The following is a 21,288-nucleotide window of genomic DNA, read 5'->3' as shown; positions in this document are numbered from 1 at the left end:
ATAAGCACTCAACACTCAGTGAATATTTTAGTTTTCGGAAAAGATGGGCAGCTCGGAAAGGCTTTCAAAGCACTTTTTGACTCCCAAACTATTCCTAAAAATATAGCCATTCAATACGTAGGTCGTACTGAGTGCGATTTAAGTGATGCAAATGCTCTCAGCACGCTTCTTCTCAAAGATAGGCCTGACCTCATCATCAACGCCTCTGCCTATACGGCGGTAGATAAGGCCGAAAATGATATGGAGATGGCATTTGCCATCAATGCCCGCGCACCAGAGTTGATGGCCCAATACGCTGCTGAACATGGCGCAACTTTTTTGCATTACTCGACTGATTATGTATTTGATGGCAGCAAGAATGGTTGGTATGTCGAGAGTGATGAGCGCAATCCTTTAGGTGTATATGGCAAAAGTAAGGCTGCTGGTGAGATTGCAGTAGAGGAAGCATTTGCAAATACAGCTTCTGGCCAATTTGCTATTTTTCGAACTAGCTGGGTCTATGGTGCTGGCGGTAATTTCATACGCACGATGTTACGTTTAGCAAAAGAACGTGATGAATTAAAAGTCGTTCATGATCAGCAGGGTGTTCCAACGAGTGCGGATTGGCTTGCCAAAATAAGTCTAGCGTTAGTGCTTGACCCTCAATGCCAAATCAAACCATTTGCATCGGGCATCTATCACGCAATACCTGCTGGTGAAACGACATGGCATGGCCTAGCTTGTATAGCGGTTCAGGCAGCCCTAGATGCCGGCATAGCCCTCAAAGCCAAACCCGAGTCCATTAAGCCCATTCTGGCAGCTGAATACCCGCTTCCAGCTCCTAGGCCCTCCAATTCTCGTATGGCTAACACTAAATTACAGTTGGCCCTTGCAGACGGCCTTTCTGACACTTCAAACTCTTATAATCAAACTCAAAATGAGCCAAATTTCCCAGCTTGGGAAGACATGGTTCAGCAATATGTAGCTCAGTTGGCTAAAGAAGGTTTGATTTAAGGCCTTTAGCAGTGCAGCTTGGGTTCGCTCAAATAAGGTGAAGTTCACAATGACAGTAAATCGCAAGGGCATTATTTTGGCTGGTGGATCAGGCACTCGCCTTTATCCAGTGACACAGGCCGTATCTAAGCAATTAATGCCTGTTTATGACAAGCCAATGGTTTACTACCCATTAAGCACTCTGATGCTTGCTGGTATTCGTGACATTCTCTTAATTTCTACGCCGCACGATACGCCGCGCTTCTCAGAGCTTTTGGGCGATGGTTCGCAGTGGGGTCTCAATATTGAATATTGTGTGCAGCCTTCGCCTGATGGTTTGGCGCAAGCATTTACTCTAGGTAAAAACTTTGTTGGTAATAATCCAAGTGCCTTAGTTCTTGGTGACAATATTTTTTACGGTCATGAATTGGTTGATCAGCTCAATAGTGCGCATGATCGTAGTGTTGGTGCAACGGTGTTTGCTTATCACGTCAATGATCCGGAGCGTTATGGTGTAGTGGAGTTTGATAAGGATTACAAAGCGCTCTCTATTGAAGAGAAGCCGTTAAAGCCCAGAAGTAGTTATGCGGTGACGGGTTTGTATTTTTATGACAACCAAGTCTGCGACATTGCTGCTGCAATTAAGCCTAGCGCTCGTGGCGAACTCGAGATTACCGATGTGAATCGCGCTTATCTAGAAAAGAATGAGTTGAATGTTGAAATTATGGGCCGTGGTTTTGCCTGGCTTGATACCGGTACGCATGATTCCTTATTGGATGCTGCCGGCTTTATTGCGACCTTGCAAAAGCGCCAAGGCTTGATGGTAGCCTGTCCGGAGGAGATTGCTTATCGCCAAGGATGGATTACTGCTGAGACGGTGCAAAAGGTTGCTTCTCAGTTGAGTAAGAATAGCTATGGGCAATATCTAACGAAGATTTTGAATGAGCTCAATAGCTCTGCTCAGCCAATTTCTCTTTCCGCTAAAAAGCCAGGAAAGTAAACATGTCATCCAAGTTACAAATTACCTCTACAGCCATTCACGATGTATTGATCGTGGAACCAAAAGTATTTGGTGATGAGCGCGGCTGGTTCACCGAATCATTTAATGCGCTAGATTTTGCTGATGCTACTGGTTTGGATGTGCAGTTTGTTCAAGACAATCATTCTTTCTCACGTCAATGGACATTGCGTGGCCTGCATTATCAGCTTGAACAAACGCAGGGTAAATTAGTGCGAGTAGTAGCCGGTAGCGTATTTGATGTAGTGGTAGATATACGTAAAGATTCGCCAACATATGGCAAATGGGTTGGGGTTGAGTTAAGTGCTCAAAACCACAGGCAGATGTGGATACCAGCAAAGCTTGCGCACGGATTTTTAGTGCTCTCAGAAGCAGCAGAGTTTCTATACAAAACTACTGACTACTATCACCCGCAAAGCGAGGCCTGCCTTGCTTGGAATGATCCTACAGTCGGTATCAAGTGGCCCTTGCCTACTGGTATTCAGCCCAATATGAATGCCAAAGATACCGCTGGTTTTTCATGGGATGCTGCGCCTAAGTTCTAATCCCCTGTGTTGGCTGCAAAAGATAAGATAATGCTCCTATGAGCGATTTATCGACCCCTTCTCAACAAACCAAGATTCTCTTGGTCAAACTGTCATCTTTGGGAGATGTTCTTCACAACCTTCCGATTGTGTGGGATTTGCGGGCGCGCTTACCAAATGCCCAAATTGATTGGGTGGTTGAAGAGGGTTATGTCCATCTCCTAACACCACTGCTTTCCAAAGATGGTTTCCAGGGTATTGATCGCATCATTCCTTTTGGTTTGCGTCGGTGGAAAAAGAATCTTCTTAAGTTATCTACCTGGAAAGAGTTTTTTGCATTTAAGAAAACTCTACAAGAAATATCTTATGACATCATTATTGAAACTCAGGGCTTACTGAAGTCGGCCATTGTTTGCGCATTAGCCAAAAAGACTCCAAATGCAGTAATAGCGGGTTTGGCTAATGCAACCGAGTTTTCTGGATATGAGCCGATAGCGAGATCTTTTTACAGCCAGTCTGTACAAGTGCCAATTCAATGTCATGCTGTTGATCGTTCACGTTGGGTAATGTGCTCAGCCTTAGATTGGCCATTGCTAGAGCGTACAAGCGCTCCCCAGTTTTATCCTGACCAATACATTCAATCTTTGCAGTTGCCTGGCAAGCCTATCACCCAGGAGCTAGTAGCCCCTTATGTGTTGTGTTTTCATTCCACCGCGAGAGAAGCCAAGCGCTGGCCTAATAGCCATTGGGTAGCTTTAGGAAAAACATTGGCTGCTCAAGGTTATCAAGTCGTTTTACCTTGGGGTAATTTAGCAGAGCAAGCGGTGAGCAAAGAAATTGCTGCGCAGATCCCGAATGCATTAGTACCCCCAGCATTTTCTATAGAAGATGCTTTTGCGGTTATTGCTGGTGCTGCATTAACGGTAGGGGTCGATACTGGCCTCACGCACTTAGCTGCAGTGCTGAACAAGCCGACTGTGGAAATTTATTGTGATTCACCGCTGTGGAAAACAGAGGGGTATTGGTCTAGCAATATTCGCAATGTGGGAGATATTCAAAAACCACCATCAGTAGAGCAAGTGCTACAGGCTGCTACTGAATTACTCTCGTAATTCTGATTGCTTCTTAGCGTAGTAAAGCATTAATAGAAACTAAGTCTTCATCGGTTAAAGCGGCAGCGTGTGCTTTTAACTTGATCGCGTTCAGAATTGTGCTGTAGCGGGCCTGTTGCAATAAAGAACGCGTATTAATTAATGAATCAAGCGCAATCAACACATCAATATTGATTAAGGTGCCCACCTGAAAACCAAGTTTGCTGGATTCTAGGGCGGAAGACGTTGAGCGCTCAGCAGCCTCATATGCTTTAACACTTGCTAAACCACCATAAAAGCCTGTAAAAGCAGCGCGTGTATTTTGGGCGGCTGTGCGACGATAGTTATCGTAGTTTGCTTTTGCTGCATCCAATAGAGCGGCATTTTGACGAATGACTGAGCTGTTGTATCCACCTGATACCAGTGGAATAACCATTTGCAGTGCCACAGTATTGTTATATACGTTGGTATTGTTAGGTGTGTAGTTATTTGGAGTGCCGTTTGAGGTGTTGTATCCAGAAGTGCCTACGAAATTCACGGTTGGGTAATTTAAAGCCTGTGCACCGCGATAAGTACTCTCAGCAAGATTGACAGAGAGTTGTCCTGCTAAAACGTTAAAGTTTGCAGCCTCTGCTTGATTGATCCAATCATCGAGCGTTTGACCTGGTGGCAATTGAGGGTTGACGCTATCAGCTATGGGATTGCCTTTGGCATCCTTAGATTTGCTCCGCGGATCTTTTAATACGCCCTCAATCTTGGCATCTTTTACTAAGGGTTTTAATGCACCTACGGGGCGGCCAACAATCTGTTCGAGGGCGCCACGCTTCACGATGAGGTCTGCCTGAGCAGCGATCTCTTGTGAGGTTGCTAAATCCATCGCTGCTTGTGCAGTATTGACATCCACAATAGTTGCCAAGCCTGCATCGAATTTTGCTTGAGCAACTTCGAGCTGTTGTTTGATTAAATCTTTTTTATTCTTATAGAGTGCTACGTTATCTTGGCTTGTTAGTGCATCAAAATAAGCTTGAGACACACGCAAAATCAAATCTTGTTGCGCTGAGAAAAAGCGCATATCCGCTAACTTAGTATTGAGATCTCCTTGCTTGAATAACTCAAGCGCACCTACGTTAAATACAGGCTGCGTCAAGGTGACCGTATAACTTTTTTGATCAAAGACTCTTGAATTACCAGCGTTATTAGAAACCACAGTGCTACCAGCACCGTGTTGGTAGTAACGCGTGCCGCCTGGTGTGGCATTAGCCTGAGGCATCAGCAATGCAAATCCTTGCCAGTACAACTCTTTGCTTGCTTGGTAATTAAAGCGTGCTGCAGTGAGCACTGGGTCGCTAAAAGCAGCTTCTTGATAAAGCTGAAGTAGATCGCTGAGTTGCCCTTTGTTATCAGCAGCTCTATTTCCGTTCAAATTAGACGGAGCCACAACCGGTGGTAATGCTGGTTTGGTCGGGAGTGGCGCTATTTGTGGCGGCTGATCTAATCCTATGAGGGTTGAGGCGCTCATTGGAGTGGGTAGTGCAGGTTTTGCAGCGGCATTGGGACTTTGAGCCATTGCGCTGCCAGACCATGCATTCCAGCCCAGCGCTTGACTTAGGATCAAACCAAAGGCGGTAAGTCTAGAAAGTCTAAAGCGGCTTAGGGTCATGTAATTCGGGTACTTTTCTGTGTGCCATGCAGTTTAAGGCTAATTTATTCAAATTGCATATTTAGACACTATTTTGCCAAAACCCCAAGATTGGCTCTGTATACCTATAAAATTTGGCCTATGGATCTAATTTTGTTATTAAAAGCAGTCATTCTGGGAGTGGTAGAGGGGTTAACGGAGTTTTTACCGATCTCTAGTACGGGACACCTCATTTTGGTGGGCGACTTGCTGGACTTTAATGATGAGCGAGGCAAAGCTTTTGAGGTCATTATTCAGTTTGGCGCCATTCTGGCAGTTTGCTGGGAGTTCCGAGAAAAGCTACTGAAGGTTGCCACCTCCTTTTCTGGCAGCCCTGAGTCTCGTCGCTTTGTGCTTAATTTATTGATTGCCTCTGTTCCAGCTATGGGTTTGGCCTTCTTGTTTGGTAAGTACATTAAGGCGGTATTGTTTGCTCCTATTCCTGTAGCAAGTGCATTTATCGTGGGCGCACTAATTATTTTTTGGGCTGAACGTCGGCAGCAAAAAATGGCGGTTACTGAAAGTCATATCAAATCAGTGGATGACCTAACTGTCTTTGATGCACTTAAGGTTGGCATAGCGCAATGTGCTGCATTAATACCGGGAACATCGCGTTCTGGTGCGACGATTATTGGCGGCATGTTATTTGGTCTTCCTCGTGCTGTAGCTACCGATTTTTCTTTCTTTTTGGCTATTCCAGTGATTGGTGGCGCTACAGCTTATGAGTTACTCAAGCTCTGGAAAGCGCCAGTATCATTTTCTGGCGAGTTCTCGATAGCAATTGCAGTAGGCTTTGTATCTGCATTTATTTCAGCCTTTGTCTGTGTTCGCTGGTTGATTCATTATGTGGCGCATCATAATTTCATTCCCTTTGCGTGGTATCGAATCGCTTTTGGATTATTGGTCTTATTTACTTCATATACTGGCTTGATTGCTTGGTCACATTAATCTCACGAATACCCTTTATCAAAGTTAACAAATAATATGGACGCATCAATAGACGCAATTACTAATAATATTCAGCTGGCATTAGCTCCTGTATTTTTATTGACTGCCGTTGCCACTTTAATTAATGCCATTTCTGGACGTCTGGCAAGATCTGTTGATCGTATGCGTGAGATTCGGCAAGCAATTGACAAAGGTTTGGTTAAAGATGCGGTACTGTTACGGCATATGAATAAAGAGGCTAATGAAGCCAAAATTCGTGGTCGTCTTTGCACTGCCGCTATCTTTTTTGATGTACTTAGCGGAGTGTTTATTTCATTGACTGTGCTGGAGTTGTTTTTCTTTCAGGCGGGCGCAGTGCGATCCCTGCAGACTACCTATGTAATTTGGACATTTGTCCTGGGACTCATTTTTTTTATGACTTCCTTATCAATTGTATTGACTGAAGTTGTCTATGCCTACCGGTCGGCCGGTTGGAATAATCCTAAATTAGATTTATAGCCGATTCGATAAAATACTACTTTCTATAAAAGACTAACTATGAACAAAATCCTCATCACTGGCGGCGCAGGTTTTTTAGGCTCACACCTGACCGAGAAGCTCCTCAAAGAAGGTAATGATGTGTTGGTGGTGGATAACTACTTCACAGGTACCAAAGAGAACTTAGCGCATCTATTGCCTAATCCACGCTTAGAGCTCATGCGTCACGATGTGACCTTTCCGCTGTATGTAGAGACAGATCAGATCTATAACCTCGCTTGCCCAGCCTCCCCTGTGCATTATCAGTACGATCCGGTGCAAACTACCAAGACCAGCGTACATGGCGCTATCAATATGCTGGGCCTGGCCAAAAGAACTCGGGCGCGCATCTTGCAAGCCTCTACGAGTGAAGTTTATGGCGACCCAGAAGTGCATCCACAGCCAGAAGAATATTGGGGTAAGGTCAATCCGATTGGCATTCGTTCTTGCTACGATGAAGGCAAGCGTTGTGCTGAAACCCTCTTTTTTGACTACAACCGTCAACACAATTTAGATATTAAGGTCGTGCGTATTTTTAATACCTACGGTCCCAGAATGCATCCCAATGATGGTCGTGTAGTGAGTAACTTCATTGTCCAGGCATTGCAAGGTAAAGACATCACGATTTATGGTGATGGCCAGCAAACCAGAAGCTTTTGCTATGTCGATGACTTAATTGACGCCATGGTCAAAATGATGAACTCAGAAAAAGGCTTTACTGGCCCAGTCAATATTGGCAACCCAGGTGAGTTCACCATGCTGCAATTGGCTGAAGCGGTTCTCAAGCTCTCTGGCAGTAAATCGAAGATCATTCATCAACCATTGCCGTCAGATGATCCAAAACAACGCCAACCGAATATCGAATTAGCTAAAGCAAAACTAGGCTGGCAGCCAAAGGTGAATTTGGAAGATGGCCTCAAAGAGACCATTGCTTACTTTAAGAAGGTAGTAGGGTAAGTCGTTGAGCAAGGTGGATAGCGCTGCTCCAGAAAAGCATTTTGACCGCATTCGTTCATTTGTATTAAGGGCGGGTAGGACAACTGCTGGACAGCAGCGCGCTATCGAAGAGTTGGGCCCTCAGTTTTTACTTTCCTTTAAAGAAGCCCCCCTCGATTTAGTGAGTGCTTTTGGCGGCTCTACCAAGCCTAAAATTTTGGAAATTGGTTTTGGCATGGGGGAGACTACTGCCAAAATCGCAGCACTTCGCTCAGATGATGATTTCTTGGGAATTGAAGTCCATCCACCAGGGGTGGGAGCTTTATTGAAGCTCATTGGTGAAAATCAACTCACTAATTTGCGAGTGATTCGTCATGATGCGGTTGAAGTCCTTGAAAAAATGATCGCTCCCAATAGTTTGGATGGCATTCATATTTATTTTGCGGATCCTTGGCATAAAAAGCGTCATCACAAGCGTCGTTTGATACAGGCGGAGTTTGTGCGTTTATTGGTTTCTCGTTTAAAGCCTGGCGCTTACTTACATCTAGCAACAGATTGGCATAACTATGCCGAACAGATGCTGTTGGTATTGAATGCAGAGGCTGCTCTACAAAATACTTCAAATGAATTAGTGAAGGTGCAGACTTTTGATGTCTCCGATATTGCCAAAGCAGATGAAACTCCAAATGAATTCAAACCTACGTTAGAGCAATTAAATGCTCAGCATGCTGGATATGTGCAAAGACCAGCTTATCGTCCTGTGACGAAGTTTGAAAACCGTGGCATCAAGCTAGGCCACGGTGTATGGGATTTGGTCTACAAGAAAAAATAAGCCAACTCAATTCCGGGAATATTGAATTGACTGTTAATGCTGGGTGTTTATAAACCCACGCAGACGTATTTCATCTCTAAATACTCGTCCATGCCGTAAACACTGCCTTCACGGCCCAGGCCTGATTGTTTGATGCCACCAAAAGGCGCTACTTCATTAGAGATCAGGCCCGTGTTTACACCCACCATGCCGTATTCCAGGGCTTCAGCTACTTTCCAGACGCGACCAATATCTCGGCTATAGAAATAAGAGGCCAAACCAAATTGACTGCTATTGGCAAGCTTGATGACTTCCTCATCGCTCTCAAAAGGAATGATGGGTGCGATCGGGCCAAAGGTTTCTTCATAGGTAATGAGCATTTGGCTATTCACATTGGATAGGATGGTTGGCTCATAGAAATTTTTGCCTTCAACGGATGGCTTGCCGCCAGTCACCAGCGTGGCTCCTTTGCTCAAGGCATCGGCTACATGCTTTTTCACTTTTTCGAGTGCAGCAGTTTCAATCAGTGGCCCCTGGGTAATGCCGGCCTGCATACCATTACCCACCTTAATGATTTCTAGTGCTTTAGCAAACTTTTCCACAAAAGCATCTTGTACTTTTTTGTGTACATAAAAGCGATTGGCGCATACACAAGTTTGACCCGAGTTTCTAAATTTGGAAGCCATGGCGCCACTGACGGCAGCATCAATGTCGGCATCTTCAAACACAATAAATGGTGCGTGTCCGCCCAGCTCTAGTGCTAGTTTCTTTACTGTTGGGGCACATTGCTCCATGAGGATGCGACCCACTTCTGTAGAACCTGTGAAAGAAAGGTGACGCACTGTAGGTGATGCACATAGCGTTTTGCCAATAGCGATCGATTGATCGGCATCAGCAGTGACAATGTTAATGACGCCATCTGGAATCCCTGCGCGCTTACCAAGCTCCGCCAAAGCTAATGCAGATAATGGCGTCAGTTCAGCAGGCTTAATCACAATCGTGCAACCGGCGGCCATTGCTGGAGCAATCTTACGGGTGATCATGGCAATCGGAAAATTCCATGGCGTGATCGCCACGCAAACCCCGATAGGTTGCTTGAGAACCATCAAGCGCTTATCGCTCCAGGTGGTGCTCAAAATAGACCCTTCAACCCGTTTTGCTTCTTCCGCAAACCACTCTACAAAAGAGGCGCCGTAAACTACTTCACCCGCTGCTTCGGCTAGAGGTTTGCCTTGTTCAAGCGTCATGAGTGTTGCCAAATCTTGAGTGTTCGCAATAATAAGATCAAACCACTTGCGCATAATGGATGCACGTTCTTTAGCAAGCTTGTTGCGCCACTCTGGTAGAGCCTTTTCTGCAGCAGCAATCGCATTCTCAGCATCTGCAGTTTCTAGGTTCGTGACATTGGCAATCATTTCATCGGTAGCAGGATTGTTGACCGCAAAGGTCTTTTTAGAGCTAACCCAATTGCCATTAATAAAGGCTTCTTCTTTAAAAAGGCTTGAGTCTTTTAATTGAGTGCGAATATCTATTTTTTGCATGATGTCTGACCTTGGTATGTATGCAAATCATTTTATCCCCTTATAAATAAAAAAGCCTCCAGGCGTAAAGGCCTGGAGGCTAATGTACTGATTGGTAGATTATTGAGTTGGCGGTATTAGCCTGCCTGTATCTCCACACTCCGCAGTTTTTGGGCCAGGAGGTCTAGTACGCCATTGACATATTTGTGACCATCGGTACCGCCAAAGGTTTTGGCAAGCTCAACCGCTTCGTTAATGGCGACTTTGTAGGGTACGGAAAGGTCAGCGGCCAGCTCATAGGCGCCAATGAGTAATGCGGCATGCTCAACTGGGGAGAGCTCATTAATAGGGCGATCCAACGCCGGGGTAATGATGGCCTCTAGCTCATCTGTTTTAGCTAAAACACCATCAAAGATGCCTTGGAAGAGATCAAGTTGGCAACGACGAAACGCAGGATCCTCGGATAGCTGTTTGGCGATGGCTGCTCCATTCGGAATGCTGCCAGCACGGCGCATAACAAGACTTTGATATACGCCTTGCAGGGCATATTCACGAGCACGACGTCTTGGAGTTAAGGAGCGCTTGGCTGGTGCCTTGGCATCCTTAGCAGCTACTAAGTTTTCTGGATTAGGAATAGATTTAGACATGTGTTTGCTTATTCATCGCTCGAGTTTATTTCGATATCAATATCGGGCGTCAGCGCTAGCGCTAAATTAGCCATTTCAACAACGGCTTGAGCACACTCGGCACCTTTTACTTCTACACGAGCATGTGCTTGTTCATCGGTATCGCAAGTTAATACGCCATTAGCGATCGGTAATCCTGAATCAATGGAGATACGTGTTATTCCGGCTGCAGATTCGTTGGACACCAATTCAAAGTGATAAGTCTCGCCACGAATGACTGCACCAAGCGCAACTAAACCATCAAACTCACCAGTTTCTGCGAGCTTCTGCAAAGCAAATGGAATCTCTAATGCACCGGGTACCGTGACAAGTTTGATATCGGATTGATTGACACCTAAGGAAATCAGTTCATTAATGCAAGCGTTCGTTAGTGCTACGCAATGATCTTCATTAAAGCGCGCTTGTACAACGCCAATACGCAGATCTTGACCATTTAAATCGGCTTCTAAAACGCCTACAAAATCGTTGGTGGAGTCAGTCATAGTGTTTTCTAGATTAAAGGTTTAAATGGTGTGTAACCGGTTACTTCAAGCTTATAGCCGGAGAGACTTGGTACAGGGCTTGGATTGGCTAGTAAACGCATTTTTCCAACGCCAATGTCTTTAAGAATTTGCGCCCCAATACCGTAGCTTCTGAAATCGGTTTTACGTGCTAGAGGTTTTTGCTCAGCATCATGCGGCCGATTGAGTTTTTGAAATTGGGCCAACCAATCGCTGTCGCTAGGGGCAGCAACGCCTGAAGCATTTAATAAAACTGCAACACCAGCAGACGAGGATGCAATTTCTTGAAGAGCTTTAGCTAAAGGCCAAGAGTGAGTACTGACCTGAGAGTCTAGAAAATCTAAAACTGTCACAGGCTCATGTACGCGCACTAAAGTTTCTTGAGCTTCAGAAGGTTTTCCATGAACAAGTGCAATATGAATGCATGAGCTAGGAGTATCGCGATAAATGATGCCCTGAAATTTGCCCCATGGAGTCTCAAATTCTCGAGTTCCTTCCCGTACCACAATGCTTTCATGCTGACTGCGATATTGAATGAGATCAGCAATACTGCCAATCTTGAGTTGATGTTCTTTAGCAAATTCAAGCAGGTCTGGAAGACGAGCCATGCTGCCATCGTCTTTCATGATTTCGCAAATCACCGAAGTAGGTGAGCAACCCGCCATGGCTGCCAAATCACAACCTGCTTCTGTATGTCCTGAGCGAATCAATACACCACCAGGTTGTGCCATCAAGGGAAAAATATGACCAGGTTGAACTAAATCGCTGGGCTTGGCATTTGGTGCTACCGCAGTTTTAATCGTAAGCGCACGATCTGCTGCAGAAATGCCGGTTGTTACGCCGGTAGCGGCTTCAATCGAGACGGTGAAATTGGTTCCCATCGAGGTGCCGTTATCTCTAACCATCAAAGGCAGATTGAGTTGTTGGCAACGCTCACGAGTGAGGGTAAGGCAAATCAGGCCACGACCATGCTTAGCCATGAAATTAACAGCTTCTGCTGTCACATGATCTGCGGCCAGCACCAAATCCCCCTCGTTCTCACGATCTTCTTCGTCGACAAGGATCACCATTTTGCCGGCGCGCAGGTCGGCAATGATTTCTTCGGTGGAGGCTAGGGTATTTGGCATAGCCCTCTATTTTAAGCTCAGGATAGGGTTGCTGTGAGGTCTCACACCAATATCCTGACTTTCTGACGGCAAGAGCCCTGCAAGACTGTTTTATCCGGCCTATGACCCTTAGAAAATGAGCGATGACCATTCAAGACGGCGACCGCTTTATTAAAAGGCTGAAGCAGGGAAATGGCTTTATCTTGCTCGAGGTCTTGGTGGCAATGAGCTTAATCATGGGCTCTTGGATGGCTGCCACTCACGCCTACCAGAAATTAACCCTTGTTCTGCAGCAACAAGAACGCAAAAGATCGCAATTGAGAAGGGAATTCGATATATATGAAATTGAGAGCATAAAGAATGACGCTACTAGAGTGTCTAGTCGGAATCACCCTTTGCGCTCTTCTGCTAAACCCGTTACTAAAAGCAAGCGCTCACTTGGCAGCTAAGCAGGCGGAGTATGAAAAAACCCAATTATTAATCTCCGAAGCAGAGCGTGCATTGGAGTTGATGGGTAGAGCCATTCGGATGGCGGGTTATCAAAATATAAAAACCTATAACCCATCTAAAAAAGTCGATGGTTCAAAGCAGTTTATACAAGTCAATAAAAAAGTAGGACATCGAGGATCGGATTCATTCAGTGTCCAGCATGCCTTATCCGATGGCGTGGATTTTGATTGCATTGGCAATGCTCTAACTAAGGATCGAACCAGAAAAGATTTCGCGCATCAAGGCTTTGTAGTGGAGCGACAAGCAGGCATTGCTAAAGGTGCCAAGGTTAATGGCGGATCCCTCATTTGCCAGTCACTTGATCGTCAGGGTAGATTGCAAAATACCACGTTGATGAATGGCATTCATCATCTGCTTATTGAGGAGATTCAGAGCCCTCAGGCCAGTGGCATTGAGAGTCAAAGGGTGTATAGGCTGAGGCTGCAAATGACAGATGGAGCTTTGCTTCAGATTCACTTGGAGAGAACTTTTGCCACCAGGAACTTGCCGTGATTTTGGCTTGGGTTATTTCATTGTTGTTGCTTTGCTCATCTCTCATTACTTACATCGAGAGACTGGGTGCGTTGCGCATGATTGAGGTGGCTGCGATCGATATATCGCAGAAGCAATTTATCGCCGCAGAAAAAGCAGTGCAAGAATGTGAGAAACACATCACCACACTTTCATCATTACATAGCAATCTGTGCGTCATTCAGTCGGTTGGAAATCATCGCTGGCTAATATCTAGCAAAGAAAAACCAGGTATTCAGATTGGCGTTCTCATCGATGAAAAAACAAGCGCTGTTACCCGCATCAATTGGCGTCAAGTTTTTGAATAAAAATTTCTTTAGCCAAAGTGGGTCTACCTTATTGGAGTTAATGGCAGTTGTATTGATTATTGCCATTACTGCTGCGATGAGTATGCCGCTATTGCAAGAACAGATTGCTGCTCGTGAAATTGATGCCATTGCAAGACGGTTTATTTCCCATGCCCATTTCGCTCGTCAACAAGCTTTGCACATAGGGCAGTCTGTCCAGCTAATACCCCTTAAAGGCGGCCCCTGGGAGGAGGGTTGGGTTGTGCAAAGTGGGTGCCCGACCAAGCAGGCAGAATCCAGTTGCCAGCCTAAGCGCTGGTTTTCTCAGGGAAGTATTGAGCCTGTTTACTTTAAGGGTGGGGGTAGGCAATTTACCGATCCACATTCTGGCAAGAGAGGGATTCTATTTAATGCCGCGGGGGCGGCGAAGACCGGGCAAGGCGGGTTTGTAGCTAATCGCTTGATATTGGGTCACCAAAGAGTTCCTCACCTAGAGAGGCAAATGATTCTGGGTAGCGGAGGGCGCTGGCGTATCTGCGACCCTTCCAGAGATTCAAAGCGCTGCCATTGAATGGTTTAATAGACCCTATGTACAGCGCAGTTGACCACCAATGGATGAGTGAGGCTCTAGCCCAAGCTCAAAAAGCCCTTTATCTTTCAAACCCTAATCCCCGGGTGGGGTGTGTCATTGCTCGAGATGGCAAATTGATAGGAAGTGGTTTTACGCAAGCGGTTGGTAAGGCACATGCAGAAGTTCAGGCTTTGGCTAATGCAAAGACTTTAGGTAACGATGTCGCTGGCTCAACAATCTATGTCACCTTGGAGCCTTGCAGTCACACTGGCAGAACGCCTCCTTGTGTTGATGCCCTCATTGCCGCTAAACCAGCCAAAGTGATTGTGGCTATGTCTGACCCCAACCCTCTGGTGGCGGGTAAGGGTTTGGAAAAATTAAGAGCAGCTGGTATTGAAGTTCAATGTGGTTTGCTAGAGTCAGAAGCGCAAGCACTCAATCGCGGTTTTATTTCTAGAATGACCCGTGGCTTGCCATGGGTACGCATGAAGATTGCTGCTAGTTTAGATGGTAAGACCGCATTGCCCGATGGTCAAAGCCAATGGATTACTGGTCCGCTTGCTAGGGCCGACGGCCATCACTGGCGTGCGCAAGCATGCGCCATCGTGACCGGCGTAGGTACCGTGAAAGAGGATGATCCTAGTCTGAATGTGCGAGATGTGGATACTCTAAGACAGCCAGTGCGCATCATTATTGATTCCAAATTAGAAACACCGCCTGCCGCTAAGATTTTGCAAAATCCAGATCAATCTGGCGTCATCATTGTTTGTGCCAGCTTTGATAGTGCTGAGATGCAAGCAAAAGCCAAGTCATTTGAAGGGCGTGGCATTGAGGTGATTGCGATGGCAAATGCATTTGGTAAAGTTGACCTCCCAACATTGTTTTCTTATCTCGCCAAAGAACGCGAGATGAATGAGATTCATATTGAATCTGGTTTTAAGCTCAATGGTTCCATGCTCAGAGAAGATTGTGTTGATGAGTTATTGCTCTACTACGCACCATTTTTAATGGGTGAGGGTATCGGCATGGCTAATGTAGGTTTGATGAATTCTTTAAACGATCGCCAGAGTTGGCAGATTATTGATCAAGCCCTTTTTGGTCCCGACCTGCGCTTACGTCTAATTAAGAACTAAAATCACCTTATGTTTACAGGAATCATTACGGCCGTCGGTCAAATTAAAAGTGCTCAAGCTAAGGGAGATGGCCTCCATCTCGTTGTAGAGGTGCCGGATGGATATTTGGATGATGTTGCCTTGGGCGATAGCATTGCGATTCAGGGTGCTTGCATGACAGCCACCCAATTAACAAAAAACTCATTTGCCTTAGACATCTCTCGCGAGTCCCTGAATAAAACGGTGGGCTTAGATAAGGTGGGTCAAGTCAATTTGGAGAAAGCGCTGCGCTTGAATGATCGTCTAGGCGGTCATTTAGTCAGTGGTCACGTAGATGGCGTTGGCAAAGTGGCTCACTTTTCTCAGGTGGCTAACGATGCCTATGGATCTTGGCTGCTTCAGATCGAGGCGCCTAAAGCGCTTGCACCGTTTCTGGCATATAAGGGCTCTATTGTTGTAAATGGTGTGTCACTTACAGTGAATAAGACCGAAGATAGCCTCACTGCTTGCATTGTCGATATCAACATCATCCCTCACACCCTAGAAAACACTACTCTAGGAAAGCTTGCGCAAGGAGATGCAGTAAATTTAGAGATAGATCTAATTGCACGCTATGTGGCGCGCATGCTCGAGACGCAAACAAAATAAGTTTTAGCTATTTTCTGTTATCAGCTTTTCGATATACCGCATCTTGATCACGCTTACCTACGGCAATTACTAGAACAATAAGCTTGTGATCAATCACTTCGTATACTAATCTGTAGCCAACGGCTCGGAGTTTAATTTTATAGAAATTGTCTAAATCGCCATGTAGCTTAGCGGAAGCTACTCTCGGATTAATTAGGCGTTTATGTAATTGTTTTTTAAATTGTTCTTTTATTGAGTTATCTAATTTTTGCCATTCCTTTAATGCAAGTGCATGAAACTCAAGATTAAAGCTCCTCAAGTTTCACTTTCACAGTTTTTCCGCCCTTGCGAGCCTGTATGGTTTTGATAAGTGATACATCATCAATTAAATCAAGTAATGCCTCGTATGCTTTAGCAGACAAAAGATAGGCTTCAGGTTTGTTGTGGTTTAAGACTGCCACAGGAAGGTCTCCTGCAATCTCCATGATCTTGCTTGGATTGCGTCTTAAATCGGTCATGCTGACCGTGGTTTTAGCGTGAATTGTCTGTGTGAGGCTCATATAAAATACCCATAATTTAGTGCATTATTATGTGCTTTTTTACAAATGTCAAACACAAAAAAATAGGGCCTTATGGCCCCATGGGTTTGTTTATTTAAATATGGTTCATCTGTAGCGGGTTGGGTCAGGTAGGTTTGCCTGCTGAAAGCCTGCTTGCCTTAGACGGCAAGATTCACATTCACCACAAGCTTCGCCTAAGTCATTTGCTTGATAGCAAGATACTGTTTGCGAGTAGTCAACACCCAAGGTGTTGCCCAACTGAATGATCTGCGCTTTAGTAAGACTAATGATTGGTGCGTGCACCCGAAAGCGATTCTCATCATTAATAGCTTCTACACCTGCTTTGGTTGCTAGGTTGGCCATATGTTCAAAAGACTTGACGTACTCTGGTCTGCAATCTGGATAGCCTGAGTAATCAACAGCATTAGCGCCATAGAAAACATCTAGACCGCCTAATGACTCTGCCCAGCCTAAAGCAAGCGATAGCAAGATCGTATTGCGTGCAGGCACATAAGTGACTGGGATCTCTTGATCTTTGCCTGGGGTAATGGGGACTGCGATAGAAGAATCCGTTAAAGCAGATCCGCCAAAACGGGTGAGATCTAAATTCACCACCTCATGACGAGCAACACCAATTTGTTTGGCAATATGCTTCGCTGCCGCTAGTTCTGAGGAGTGGCGCTGCCCATAGCCCACGGAGAGGGCGTAAGGTGTATAGCCTAAATCTTTGGCCAGGGCGAGAACAGTCGTAGAGTCTAAGCCACCAGAAAACAAGATGACTGCGGGGGCGCCAGGTTTGCGAGGTGCCAGTGATGCAAATGCAGCGGACAGCTTAGACATAAAGAATGAAGTACTTACTTTGTTCCAGCGATGGCCTGCTGTGCATCTTTAGCAGCATCAGTATCTGGATATTTAGCAATGATGTCGCTAAATGTTTTTTTAGCAGCAGCTTTGTTGCCGCTTTCTAATTGAGCATTACCTAAGGTCACCATTGCTGCTGGAATGCGCGGGTGATTTGGATATTTCTTAATCAGGCTTTGTAGTTGGTTAATGGCGCCAGCATATTCTTTATTTGCATATTTACTATTGCCACTCCAGTAGAGGGCAAGTGGTAAGTAAGGGCTTTTTGGATACTTTGCGGTGAATGCAGCAAAGCTATCATCAGCCTTTTTTAGATTGCCTGCTTGAAACGCTTTAAGGGCATCGTCATACGCTTTTTTCTCACCAGGTTGAACTGTGCCACTCACGCCTTCAATGGTGACAGTGCGTGGCTCAAAATTGCCTAAGCGAGTATCGAGATCTTGGTAGTAAGTTTTCTGGCTGGTGTTAATGTCTTCGCCTTGTTTCTCAAGCTCTTCTACCTTGCCGCGTAGCTCTGCGTTTTCTGTTTTGAGTTTGTCTATTTGACCCTGCAACTCAAGCTGGGTGGTGGCAAGAGACTTACGCAAATCTAGAATGGCCTTACGGGCTTCATCATCTGAGAAGAGGGCCCAAGCGCTATTGGATGCGCTTAAACAAAGCAGGGCAGCACTTAAACAAAACGCTCGTGAGAGCGTTTGTTTTACTGAGTGAGAAAGCGTCATCATTAGTTCGTGATGTAAACAATATCAGCGCGGCGGTTTTGTGCCCATGCTGCTTCGTTATCGCCTTCAGCCTTTGGCTTTTCTTTACCAAAGCTTACTGCTTCCATTTGATCATCGGACACACCCATTAAGTTGAGTGATTTGCGTACAGCATCAGAACGACGTTGACCTAGTGCCAAGTTGTATTCCGCAGTGCCACGATCATCAGTATTGCCCTGAATGATGACTTTTTGTTTTGGGTTGGCTTTCAAATAGCTTGCATGGGCAGACAACATCTTTTGATATTTAGTCTGAACGGTGTACTCGTCAAAGCCAAAGTAAACGCTCTTGTCAAAGAGTGGGCTATTAGGATCGTTCCATGGTTGTGAGCCAAATTTTCCACTGCCACCGCTGCCATTCGCGCCATCGGTGTCATCCAATTTAACGCTAGAACATGCGGCCATCAAAAATGCGGTGGCGCCGATGAGAGCAAAAGTCGCTGCGCGACGTGCGATAGAAATCTTCATGGTTCTTCCTTTTTCCTACAAGCTGAATCTATAAATGAGCTAATACTCAATATTATGCCCCCAAGAGCATCAAAAGTGACTATTTCAGCCCTTAAAAAGGGCTTGCTTATGTAGGGTTGGATCCGGTTTTAGTCCATGAATGGACCCCAGGACGGCTGACGAACATCAGATCCTGGAATGCTGAGCACCTGCTTTGAATTGCCATCCACTGAGACGGCAGCTAAAACACGCTTGCCACCGACTTTAGTGGAGTAGAGAACATAACGACCATTTGCAGCGAAGGAGGGAGATTCATCACTAGAGCCATCAGTCAACGCTTGAGAATCGCCAGTAGCTAAGTTCAGAATGTAGAGACGATATGCGCCACCTACATTAGCAATGTAGGCTAAATATTTACCATCTGGAGAAATGCGCGGTGAAGTGACGAAGCCTTGTTTGAAGGTAACGCGTTTAGCGCCCTCAACTTGTTCGCCTTCAGCACTCATGCGATAAATCTGCGGATTTCCACCACGGTCACTCGTGAAGTAAATGTAACGACCGTCAGCGGAATATTGCGGCTCGGTATCAATCGTGTTTCCGCGAGTAAGGCGGTGCAATCCAGTTCCATCAGCATTGATGCCATAGATCTGAGTATTGCCATCTTTAGATAAAGAGATAGCCAATTTCTTACCATCGGGTGACCAAGCTGGTGCGCTGTTATTTCCCTTTTGATTGGAAAGAGAAATGCGACGACCGGTAGCAAGTTCGTGAACATAAATGACTGGCTTACGATCTTCAAAAGAAACGTAAGCTACTTTCTTACCATCCGGTGACCAAGAAGGCGAGATGATTGGTTCGCCACTATTCATGGCATTGCGAATATTCTGGCCATCAGCGTCTGAGATGACAAGGCGATAGCGCTTGCCATCCTTAATGACATAGGACAAACGAGTAGAAAACACGCCACGCTCACCCAGTAATTTAAAGACAATGTCATCAGCAATTTTGTGAGCAACCGCACGCAAATTATCTGTGCTGGAATTGAGATTGAGACCGCCTAAACTGAGGCTTTTACGAATATCAAATAATTTGTAGTGAATCTCAAATTGACCATTGCCAGTTTGCACAACTGAACCCACAGCTAATGCATCGGCGCCACGTGCTGCCCACGATTTGTAATTCGGAGTGCCTTCATCGCTTTCAACAGCGTTGCCATTTTCAGTATTTTTAAAGTAACCGCTGCGTGCCAAGTCTTGGCGAATGATGTCAGTAATACTGATGGGTAATTTATTCTCGTCTTTAAAGCGCATCACCGCGATCGGATAAAGCGATTGACCTACGCCAGTGATTTCAATATTCATCTGGGCGAATGCTGGAGTTGCCATGCTGATTAGCAACGCCACAATGACTGCGCCATAAGAAATCATTTTGGATTTCAATCTCGTTACCAAATGCAGCATGCTTTAGTCCTTGGGTTTAAAGGTCAGTTTTACTTCGCGTTGCGGAATTTTGCCATTGTCGTCTTTTGGCAGACTTTCTGCGCGAGAAAGAGCGAGAAGCACTGCGCGGTCCCAGCCGGCGTTACCGCTCGAGCTTTGGATACTGGTGCTCAAGATGGCCCCATCTGGCGCAAGGCTTACCAGAATCACTGCAGCAGGATTGCCACTAATGGACTCTGGGTTAAACACAATTAAAGGCTTCACTTTTTTGATAACTTTATCGGTCCAACCTGGTGGAGCATTGCCACCGCCACCTACGCCGCTACCAACGGTACCGCCACTACCACCCTCTGCACCCGCTGCAGCACGTAAACGAGCCAATTGATCGGCGCGTGCTTTTTCTGCGGCGGCATTCGCTTTGGTTTCTGCAGGAGATTGTGCTTTGGGGGCTTCAGCCTTCTTTGGTTTTTCTGGCTCTTTTTCTTTCACCTTCTCTTTTGGTGGAGGAGGCTTCACTGTTTTTGGTGTTTCTTTTACTTCTTTTTTAGGAGGCTCTTTTTCCACCTTCTTTTTCTTGATGGCAATATCCGCAGCCTCTTCTTTTACTTCTGTTTTGAGTTCAGGCTCGGGAGGCATTTGAACTTGTGGTGCGGAGTCCCAGAGCTCCACTTCAACACCGGAAGAGCTGCTGTTATTCCAGCTGATTCCTACCATTAAAAAAGCAAGCAAACCTAGGTGCGCTATTAAAGAAAAAGTAAATGCGCGCTTAGTACTTTCTTCTTTTGTAAAACGTCCTCGCTTGAAAGGCGAGAGGGAGGGTTGAAAAGTAGGAGCGCTATTCATGGGCGATTAAAGCAAGCCTCTAAGCCTTATTGGGTCTTGACCGCAAGGCCGACACGCTTCACGCCATTCTCTTTGAGCTTGGACATGACTTCCATCACTGTTTCATATTTAATGGATTTGTCAGCAGCAATCACAATTGGCTGGTCTGCAGATTTTTCTGCTTGTGATCTCGCAAAAGCGCCGAGTTCAAATTTATTGAGAGTTTGTGTGGGGTCGCCATCTTTTTTCACGATGACATTTTCATTAGCATCGATAGTTAAAAAGACGGGTGGTAAAGATTGCACTTTGGCGCCACCAACGGTTGGCAGATTGACAACACCTGGATTGACCATCGGTGCGGTCACCATGAAGATCACGAGCAATACCAACATCACATCGATATACGGAACGACGTTAATGTCGGACATCGCTCGACGTTTATTTTTACGTAATGAAGATCCGGCCATAATTTTTTC

The 21,288-nt window shown here is 45.6% G+C and carries 27 protein-coding genes; 14 read left to right on the top strand and 13 right to left on the bottom strand.

Going from position 1 to position 21,288, the window contains the following annotated elements; all coding sequences use genetic code 11:
- Window positions 1-18 precede the first annotated feature (18 nt).
- From rfbD to waaC, 4 genes are read left to right on the top strand one after another with little or no spacing between them, the layout of a single operon-like run.
- On the top strand, window positions 19-993 hold the full coding sequence (gene rfbD / locus ICN19_RS03380) for a dTDP-4-dehydrorhamnose reductase (RefSeq protein WP_216245769.1): 975 nt from the start codon (window positions 19-21) through the stop codon (window positions 991-993).
- Window positions 994-1,042: 49 nt separating this feature from the next.
- Window positions 1,043-1,972, top strand: a complete 930-nt coding sequence (rfbA, locus tag ICN19_RS03375; protein WP_216245768.1) for a glucose-1-phosphate thymidylyltransferase RfbA — start codon at window positions 1,043-1,045, stop codon at window positions 1,970-1,972.
- A gap of 2 nt (window positions 1,973-1,974) precedes the next feature.
- Window positions 1,975-2,535: a dTDP-4-dehydrorhamnose 3,5-epimerase gene (gene rfbC / locus ICN19_RS03370; protein ID WP_216245767.1), complete on the top strand. Its 561-nt coding sequence runs from the start codon at window positions 1,975-1,977 to the stop codon at window positions 2,533-2,535.
- Between the two features lie 38 nt (window positions 2,536-2,573).
- Window positions 2,574-3,626: a lipopolysaccharide heptosyltransferase I gene (gene waaC, locus ICN19_RS03365; protein WP_216245766.1), complete on the top strand. Its 1,053-nt coding sequence runs from the start codon at window positions 2,574-2,576 to the stop codon at window positions 3,624-3,626.
- 13 nt (window positions 3,627-3,639) lie between these two features.
- Here the strand turns inward: waaC and ICN19_RS03360 are convergent, their stop codons facing one another.
- Window positions 3,640-5,265, bottom strand: coding sequence for a TolC family protein (locus ICN19_RS03360; protein ID WP_216245765.1), 1,626 nt, complete (start codon window positions 5,263-5,265; stop codon window positions 3,640-3,642).
- A 120-nt stretch (window positions 5,266-5,385) separates the two neighbouring features.
- On the opposite strand from ICN19_RS03360, the gene ICN19_RS03355 reads away from it, so the two are divergent.
- From ICN19_RS03355 to trmB, 4 genes are read left to right on the top strand one after another with little or no spacing between them, the layout of a single operon-like run.
- Window positions 5,386-6,231, top strand: a complete 846-nt coding sequence (locus ICN19_RS03355) for an undecaprenyl-diphosphate phosphatase (RefSeq protein ID WP_216245764.1) — start codon at window positions 5,386-5,388, stop codon at window positions 6,229-6,231.
- A gap of 36 nt (window positions 6,232-6,267) precedes the next feature.
- Window positions 6,268-6,729 carry a DUF2721 domain-containing protein gene (locus ICN19_RS03350; protein WP_216245763.1) on the top strand — a complete coding sequence of 154 codons (462 nt, stop codon included), beginning with the start codon at window positions 6,268-6,270 and terminating at the stop codon, window positions 6,727-6,729.
- 39 nt (window positions 6,730-6,768) lie between these two features.
- Window positions 6,769-7,704, top strand: coding sequence for a UDP-glucuronic acid decarboxylase family protein (locus tag ICN19_RS03345; protein WP_068320470.1), 936 nt, complete (start codon window positions 6,769-6,771; stop codon window positions 7,702-7,704).
- Window positions 7,705-7,708: 4 nt separating this feature from the next.
- Window positions 7,709-8,515, top strand: a complete 807-nt coding sequence (gene trmB, locus ICN19_RS03340; protein ID WP_216245762.1) for a tRNA (guanosine(46)-N7)-methyltransferase TrmB — start codon at window positions 7,709-7,711, stop codon at window positions 8,513-8,515.
- A gap of 47 nt (window positions 8,516-8,562) precedes the next feature.
- Here the strand turns inward: trmB and ICN19_RS03335 are convergent, their stop codons facing one another.
- From ICN19_RS03335 to ribBA, 4 genes are all read right to left on the bottom strand, one after another.
- Window positions 8,563-10,035 carry an NAD-dependent succinate-semialdehyde dehydrogenase gene (locus tag ICN19_RS03335; RefSeq protein ID WP_216245761.1) on the bottom strand — a complete coding sequence of 491 codons (1,473 nt, stop codon included), beginning with the start codon at window positions 10,033-10,035 and terminating at the stop codon, window positions 8,563-8,565.
- Between the two features lie 116 nt (window positions 10,036-10,151).
- Window positions 10,152-10,661, bottom strand: coding sequence for a transcription antitermination factor NusB (gene nusB / locus ICN19_RS03330; RefSeq protein ID WP_216245760.1), 510 nt, complete (start codon window positions 10,659-10,661; stop codon window positions 10,152-10,154).
- An 8-nt stretch (window positions 10,662-10,669) separates the two neighbouring features.
- On the bottom strand, window positions 10,670-11,182 hold the full coding sequence (gene ribH / locus ICN19_RS03325; protein WP_216245759.1) for a 6,7-dimethyl-8-ribityllumazine synthase: 513 nt from the start codon (window positions 11,180-11,182) through the stop codon (window positions 10,670-10,672).
- 8 nt (window positions 11,183-11,190) lie between these two features.
- A complete protein-coding gene (gene ribBA, locus ICN19_RS03320) occupies window positions 11,191-12,327 on the bottom strand; it encodes a bifunctional 3,4-dihydroxy-2-butanone-4-phosphate synthase/GTP cyclohydrolase II (protein WP_216245758.1) in 1,137 nt (378 codons plus the stop codon).
- 122 nt (window positions 12,328-12,449) lie between these two features.
- Between ribBA and ICN19_RS03315 the strand changes: the two genes are divergently transcribed.
- From ICN19_RS03315 to ICN19_RS03290, 6 genes are read left to right on the top strand one after another with little or no spacing between them, the layout of a single operon-like run.
- Window positions 12,450-12,755 (top strand): hypothetical protein, encoded by a 306-nt coding sequence (locus ICN19_RS03315; protein WP_216245757.1) that lies wholly within the window; start codon window positions 12,450-12,452, stop codon window positions 12,753-12,755.
- Entirely contained in the window at window positions 12,745-13,308 is a 564-nt protein-coding gene (locus tag ICN19_RS03310; RefSeq protein WP_216245756.1) for a hypothetical protein, read from the top strand. Before ICN19_RS03315 ends, ICN19_RS03310 begins: the two co-directional genes overlap by 11 nt.
- Entirely contained in the window at window positions 13,305-13,634 is a 330-nt protein-coding gene (locus ICN19_RS03305) for a hypothetical protein (RefSeq protein ID WP_216245755.1), read from the top strand. The genes ICN19_RS03310 and ICN19_RS03305 overlap by 4 nt, the downstream gene beginning before the upstream one ends.
- Window positions 13,635-13,674: 40 nt before the next feature.
- Entirely contained in the window at window positions 13,675-14,184 is a 510-nt protein-coding gene (locus ICN19_RS03300) for a Tfp pilus assembly protein FimT/FimU (RefSeq protein WP_216245754.1), read from the top strand.
- Between the two features lie 17 nt (window positions 14,185-14,201).
- Entirely contained in the window at window positions 14,202-15,317 is a 1,116-nt protein-coding gene (gene ribD, locus ICN19_RS03295) for a bifunctional diaminohydroxyphosphoribosylaminopyrimidine deaminase/5-amino-6-(5-phosphoribosylamino)uracil reductase RibD (protein ID WP_216245753.1), read from the top strand.
- Between the two features lie 9 nt (window positions 15,318-15,326).
- Window positions 15,327-15,944 carry a riboflavin synthase gene (locus ICN19_RS03290; protein ID WP_216245752.1) on the top strand — a complete coding sequence of 206 codons (618 nt, stop codon included), beginning with the start codon at window positions 15,327-15,329 and terminating at the stop codon, window positions 15,942-15,944.
- 7 nt (window positions 15,945-15,951) lie between these two features.
- On the opposite strand, the gene ICN19_RS03285 is transcribed toward ICN19_RS03290, so the two are convergent.
- The 8 genes from ICN19_RS03285 to tolR all read right to left on the bottom strand — a co-directional run bounded on the left by ICN19_RS03285 (window position 15,952) and on the right by tolR (window position 21,279).
- Window positions 15,952-16,242 carry a type II toxin-antitoxin system RelE/ParE family toxin gene (locus ICN19_RS03285; protein ID WP_216245751.1) on the bottom strand — a complete coding sequence of 97 codons (291 nt, stop codon included), beginning with the start codon at window positions 16,240-16,242 and terminating at the stop codon, window positions 15,952-15,954.
- Window positions 16,229-16,483, bottom strand: coding sequence for a type II toxin-antitoxin system prevent-host-death family antitoxin (locus ICN19_RS03280; protein WP_215362623.1), 255 nt, complete (start codon window positions 16,481-16,483; stop codon window positions 16,229-16,231). The genes ICN19_RS03285 and ICN19_RS03280 overlap by 14 nt, the downstream gene beginning before the upstream one ends.
- A gap of 105 nt (window positions 16,484-16,588) precedes the next feature.
- Window positions 16,589-17,323 carry a 7-cyano-7-deazaguanine synthase QueC gene (queC, locus tag ICN19_RS03275; protein ID WP_216245750.1) on the bottom strand — a complete coding sequence of 245 codons (735 nt, stop codon included), beginning with the start codon at window positions 17,321-17,323 and terminating at the stop codon, window positions 16,589-16,591.
- 14 nt (window positions 17,324-17,337) lie between these two features.
- A complete protein-coding gene (ybgF, locus tag ICN19_RS03270) occupies window positions 17,338-18,069 on the bottom strand; it encodes a tol-pal system protein YbgF (RefSeq protein WP_216245749.1) in 732 nt (243 codons plus the stop codon).
- Complete coding sequence (gene pal / locus ICN19_RS03265; protein ID WP_068320501.1) at window positions 18,069-18,572, bottom strand: peptidoglycan-associated lipoprotein Pal; 504 nt, start codon at window positions 18,570-18,572, stop codon at window positions 18,069-18,071. The genes ybgF and pal overlap by 1 nt, the downstream gene beginning before the upstream one ends.
- 128 nt (window positions 18,573-18,700) lie before the next feature.
- Entirely contained in the window at window positions 18,701-20,011 is a 1,311-nt protein-coding gene (gene tolB / locus ICN19_RS03260) for a Tol-Pal system beta propeller repeat protein TolB (protein WP_216245748.1), read from the bottom strand.
- A 3-nt stretch (window positions 20,012-20,014) separates the two neighbouring features.
- The gene (gene tolA / locus ICN19_RS03255; protein WP_216245747.1) at window positions 20,015-20,833 is read right to left on the bottom strand and encodes a cell envelope integrity protein TolA; all 819 of its coding nucleotides are present in this window, start codon (window positions 20,831-20,833) and stop codon (window positions 20,015-20,017) included.
- Window positions 20,834-20,859: 26 nt separating this feature from the next.
- Window positions 20,860-21,279: a protein TolR gene (gene tolR, locus ICN19_RS03250; protein WP_068320508.1), complete on the bottom strand. Its 420-nt coding sequence runs from the start codon at window positions 21,277-21,279 to the stop codon at window positions 20,860-20,862.
- Window positions 21,280-21,288 lie beyond the last annotated feature (9 nt).

This window comes from Polynucleobacter sp. AP-Capit-er-40B-B4, assembly GCF_018882245.1.
In the GTDB taxonomy this organism is placed as follows: Bacteria; Pseudomonadota; Gammaproteobacteria; order Burkholderiales; family Burkholderiaceae; genus Polynucleobacter.
This window is presented reverse-complemented; position numbering and strand designations above follow the sequence as displayed.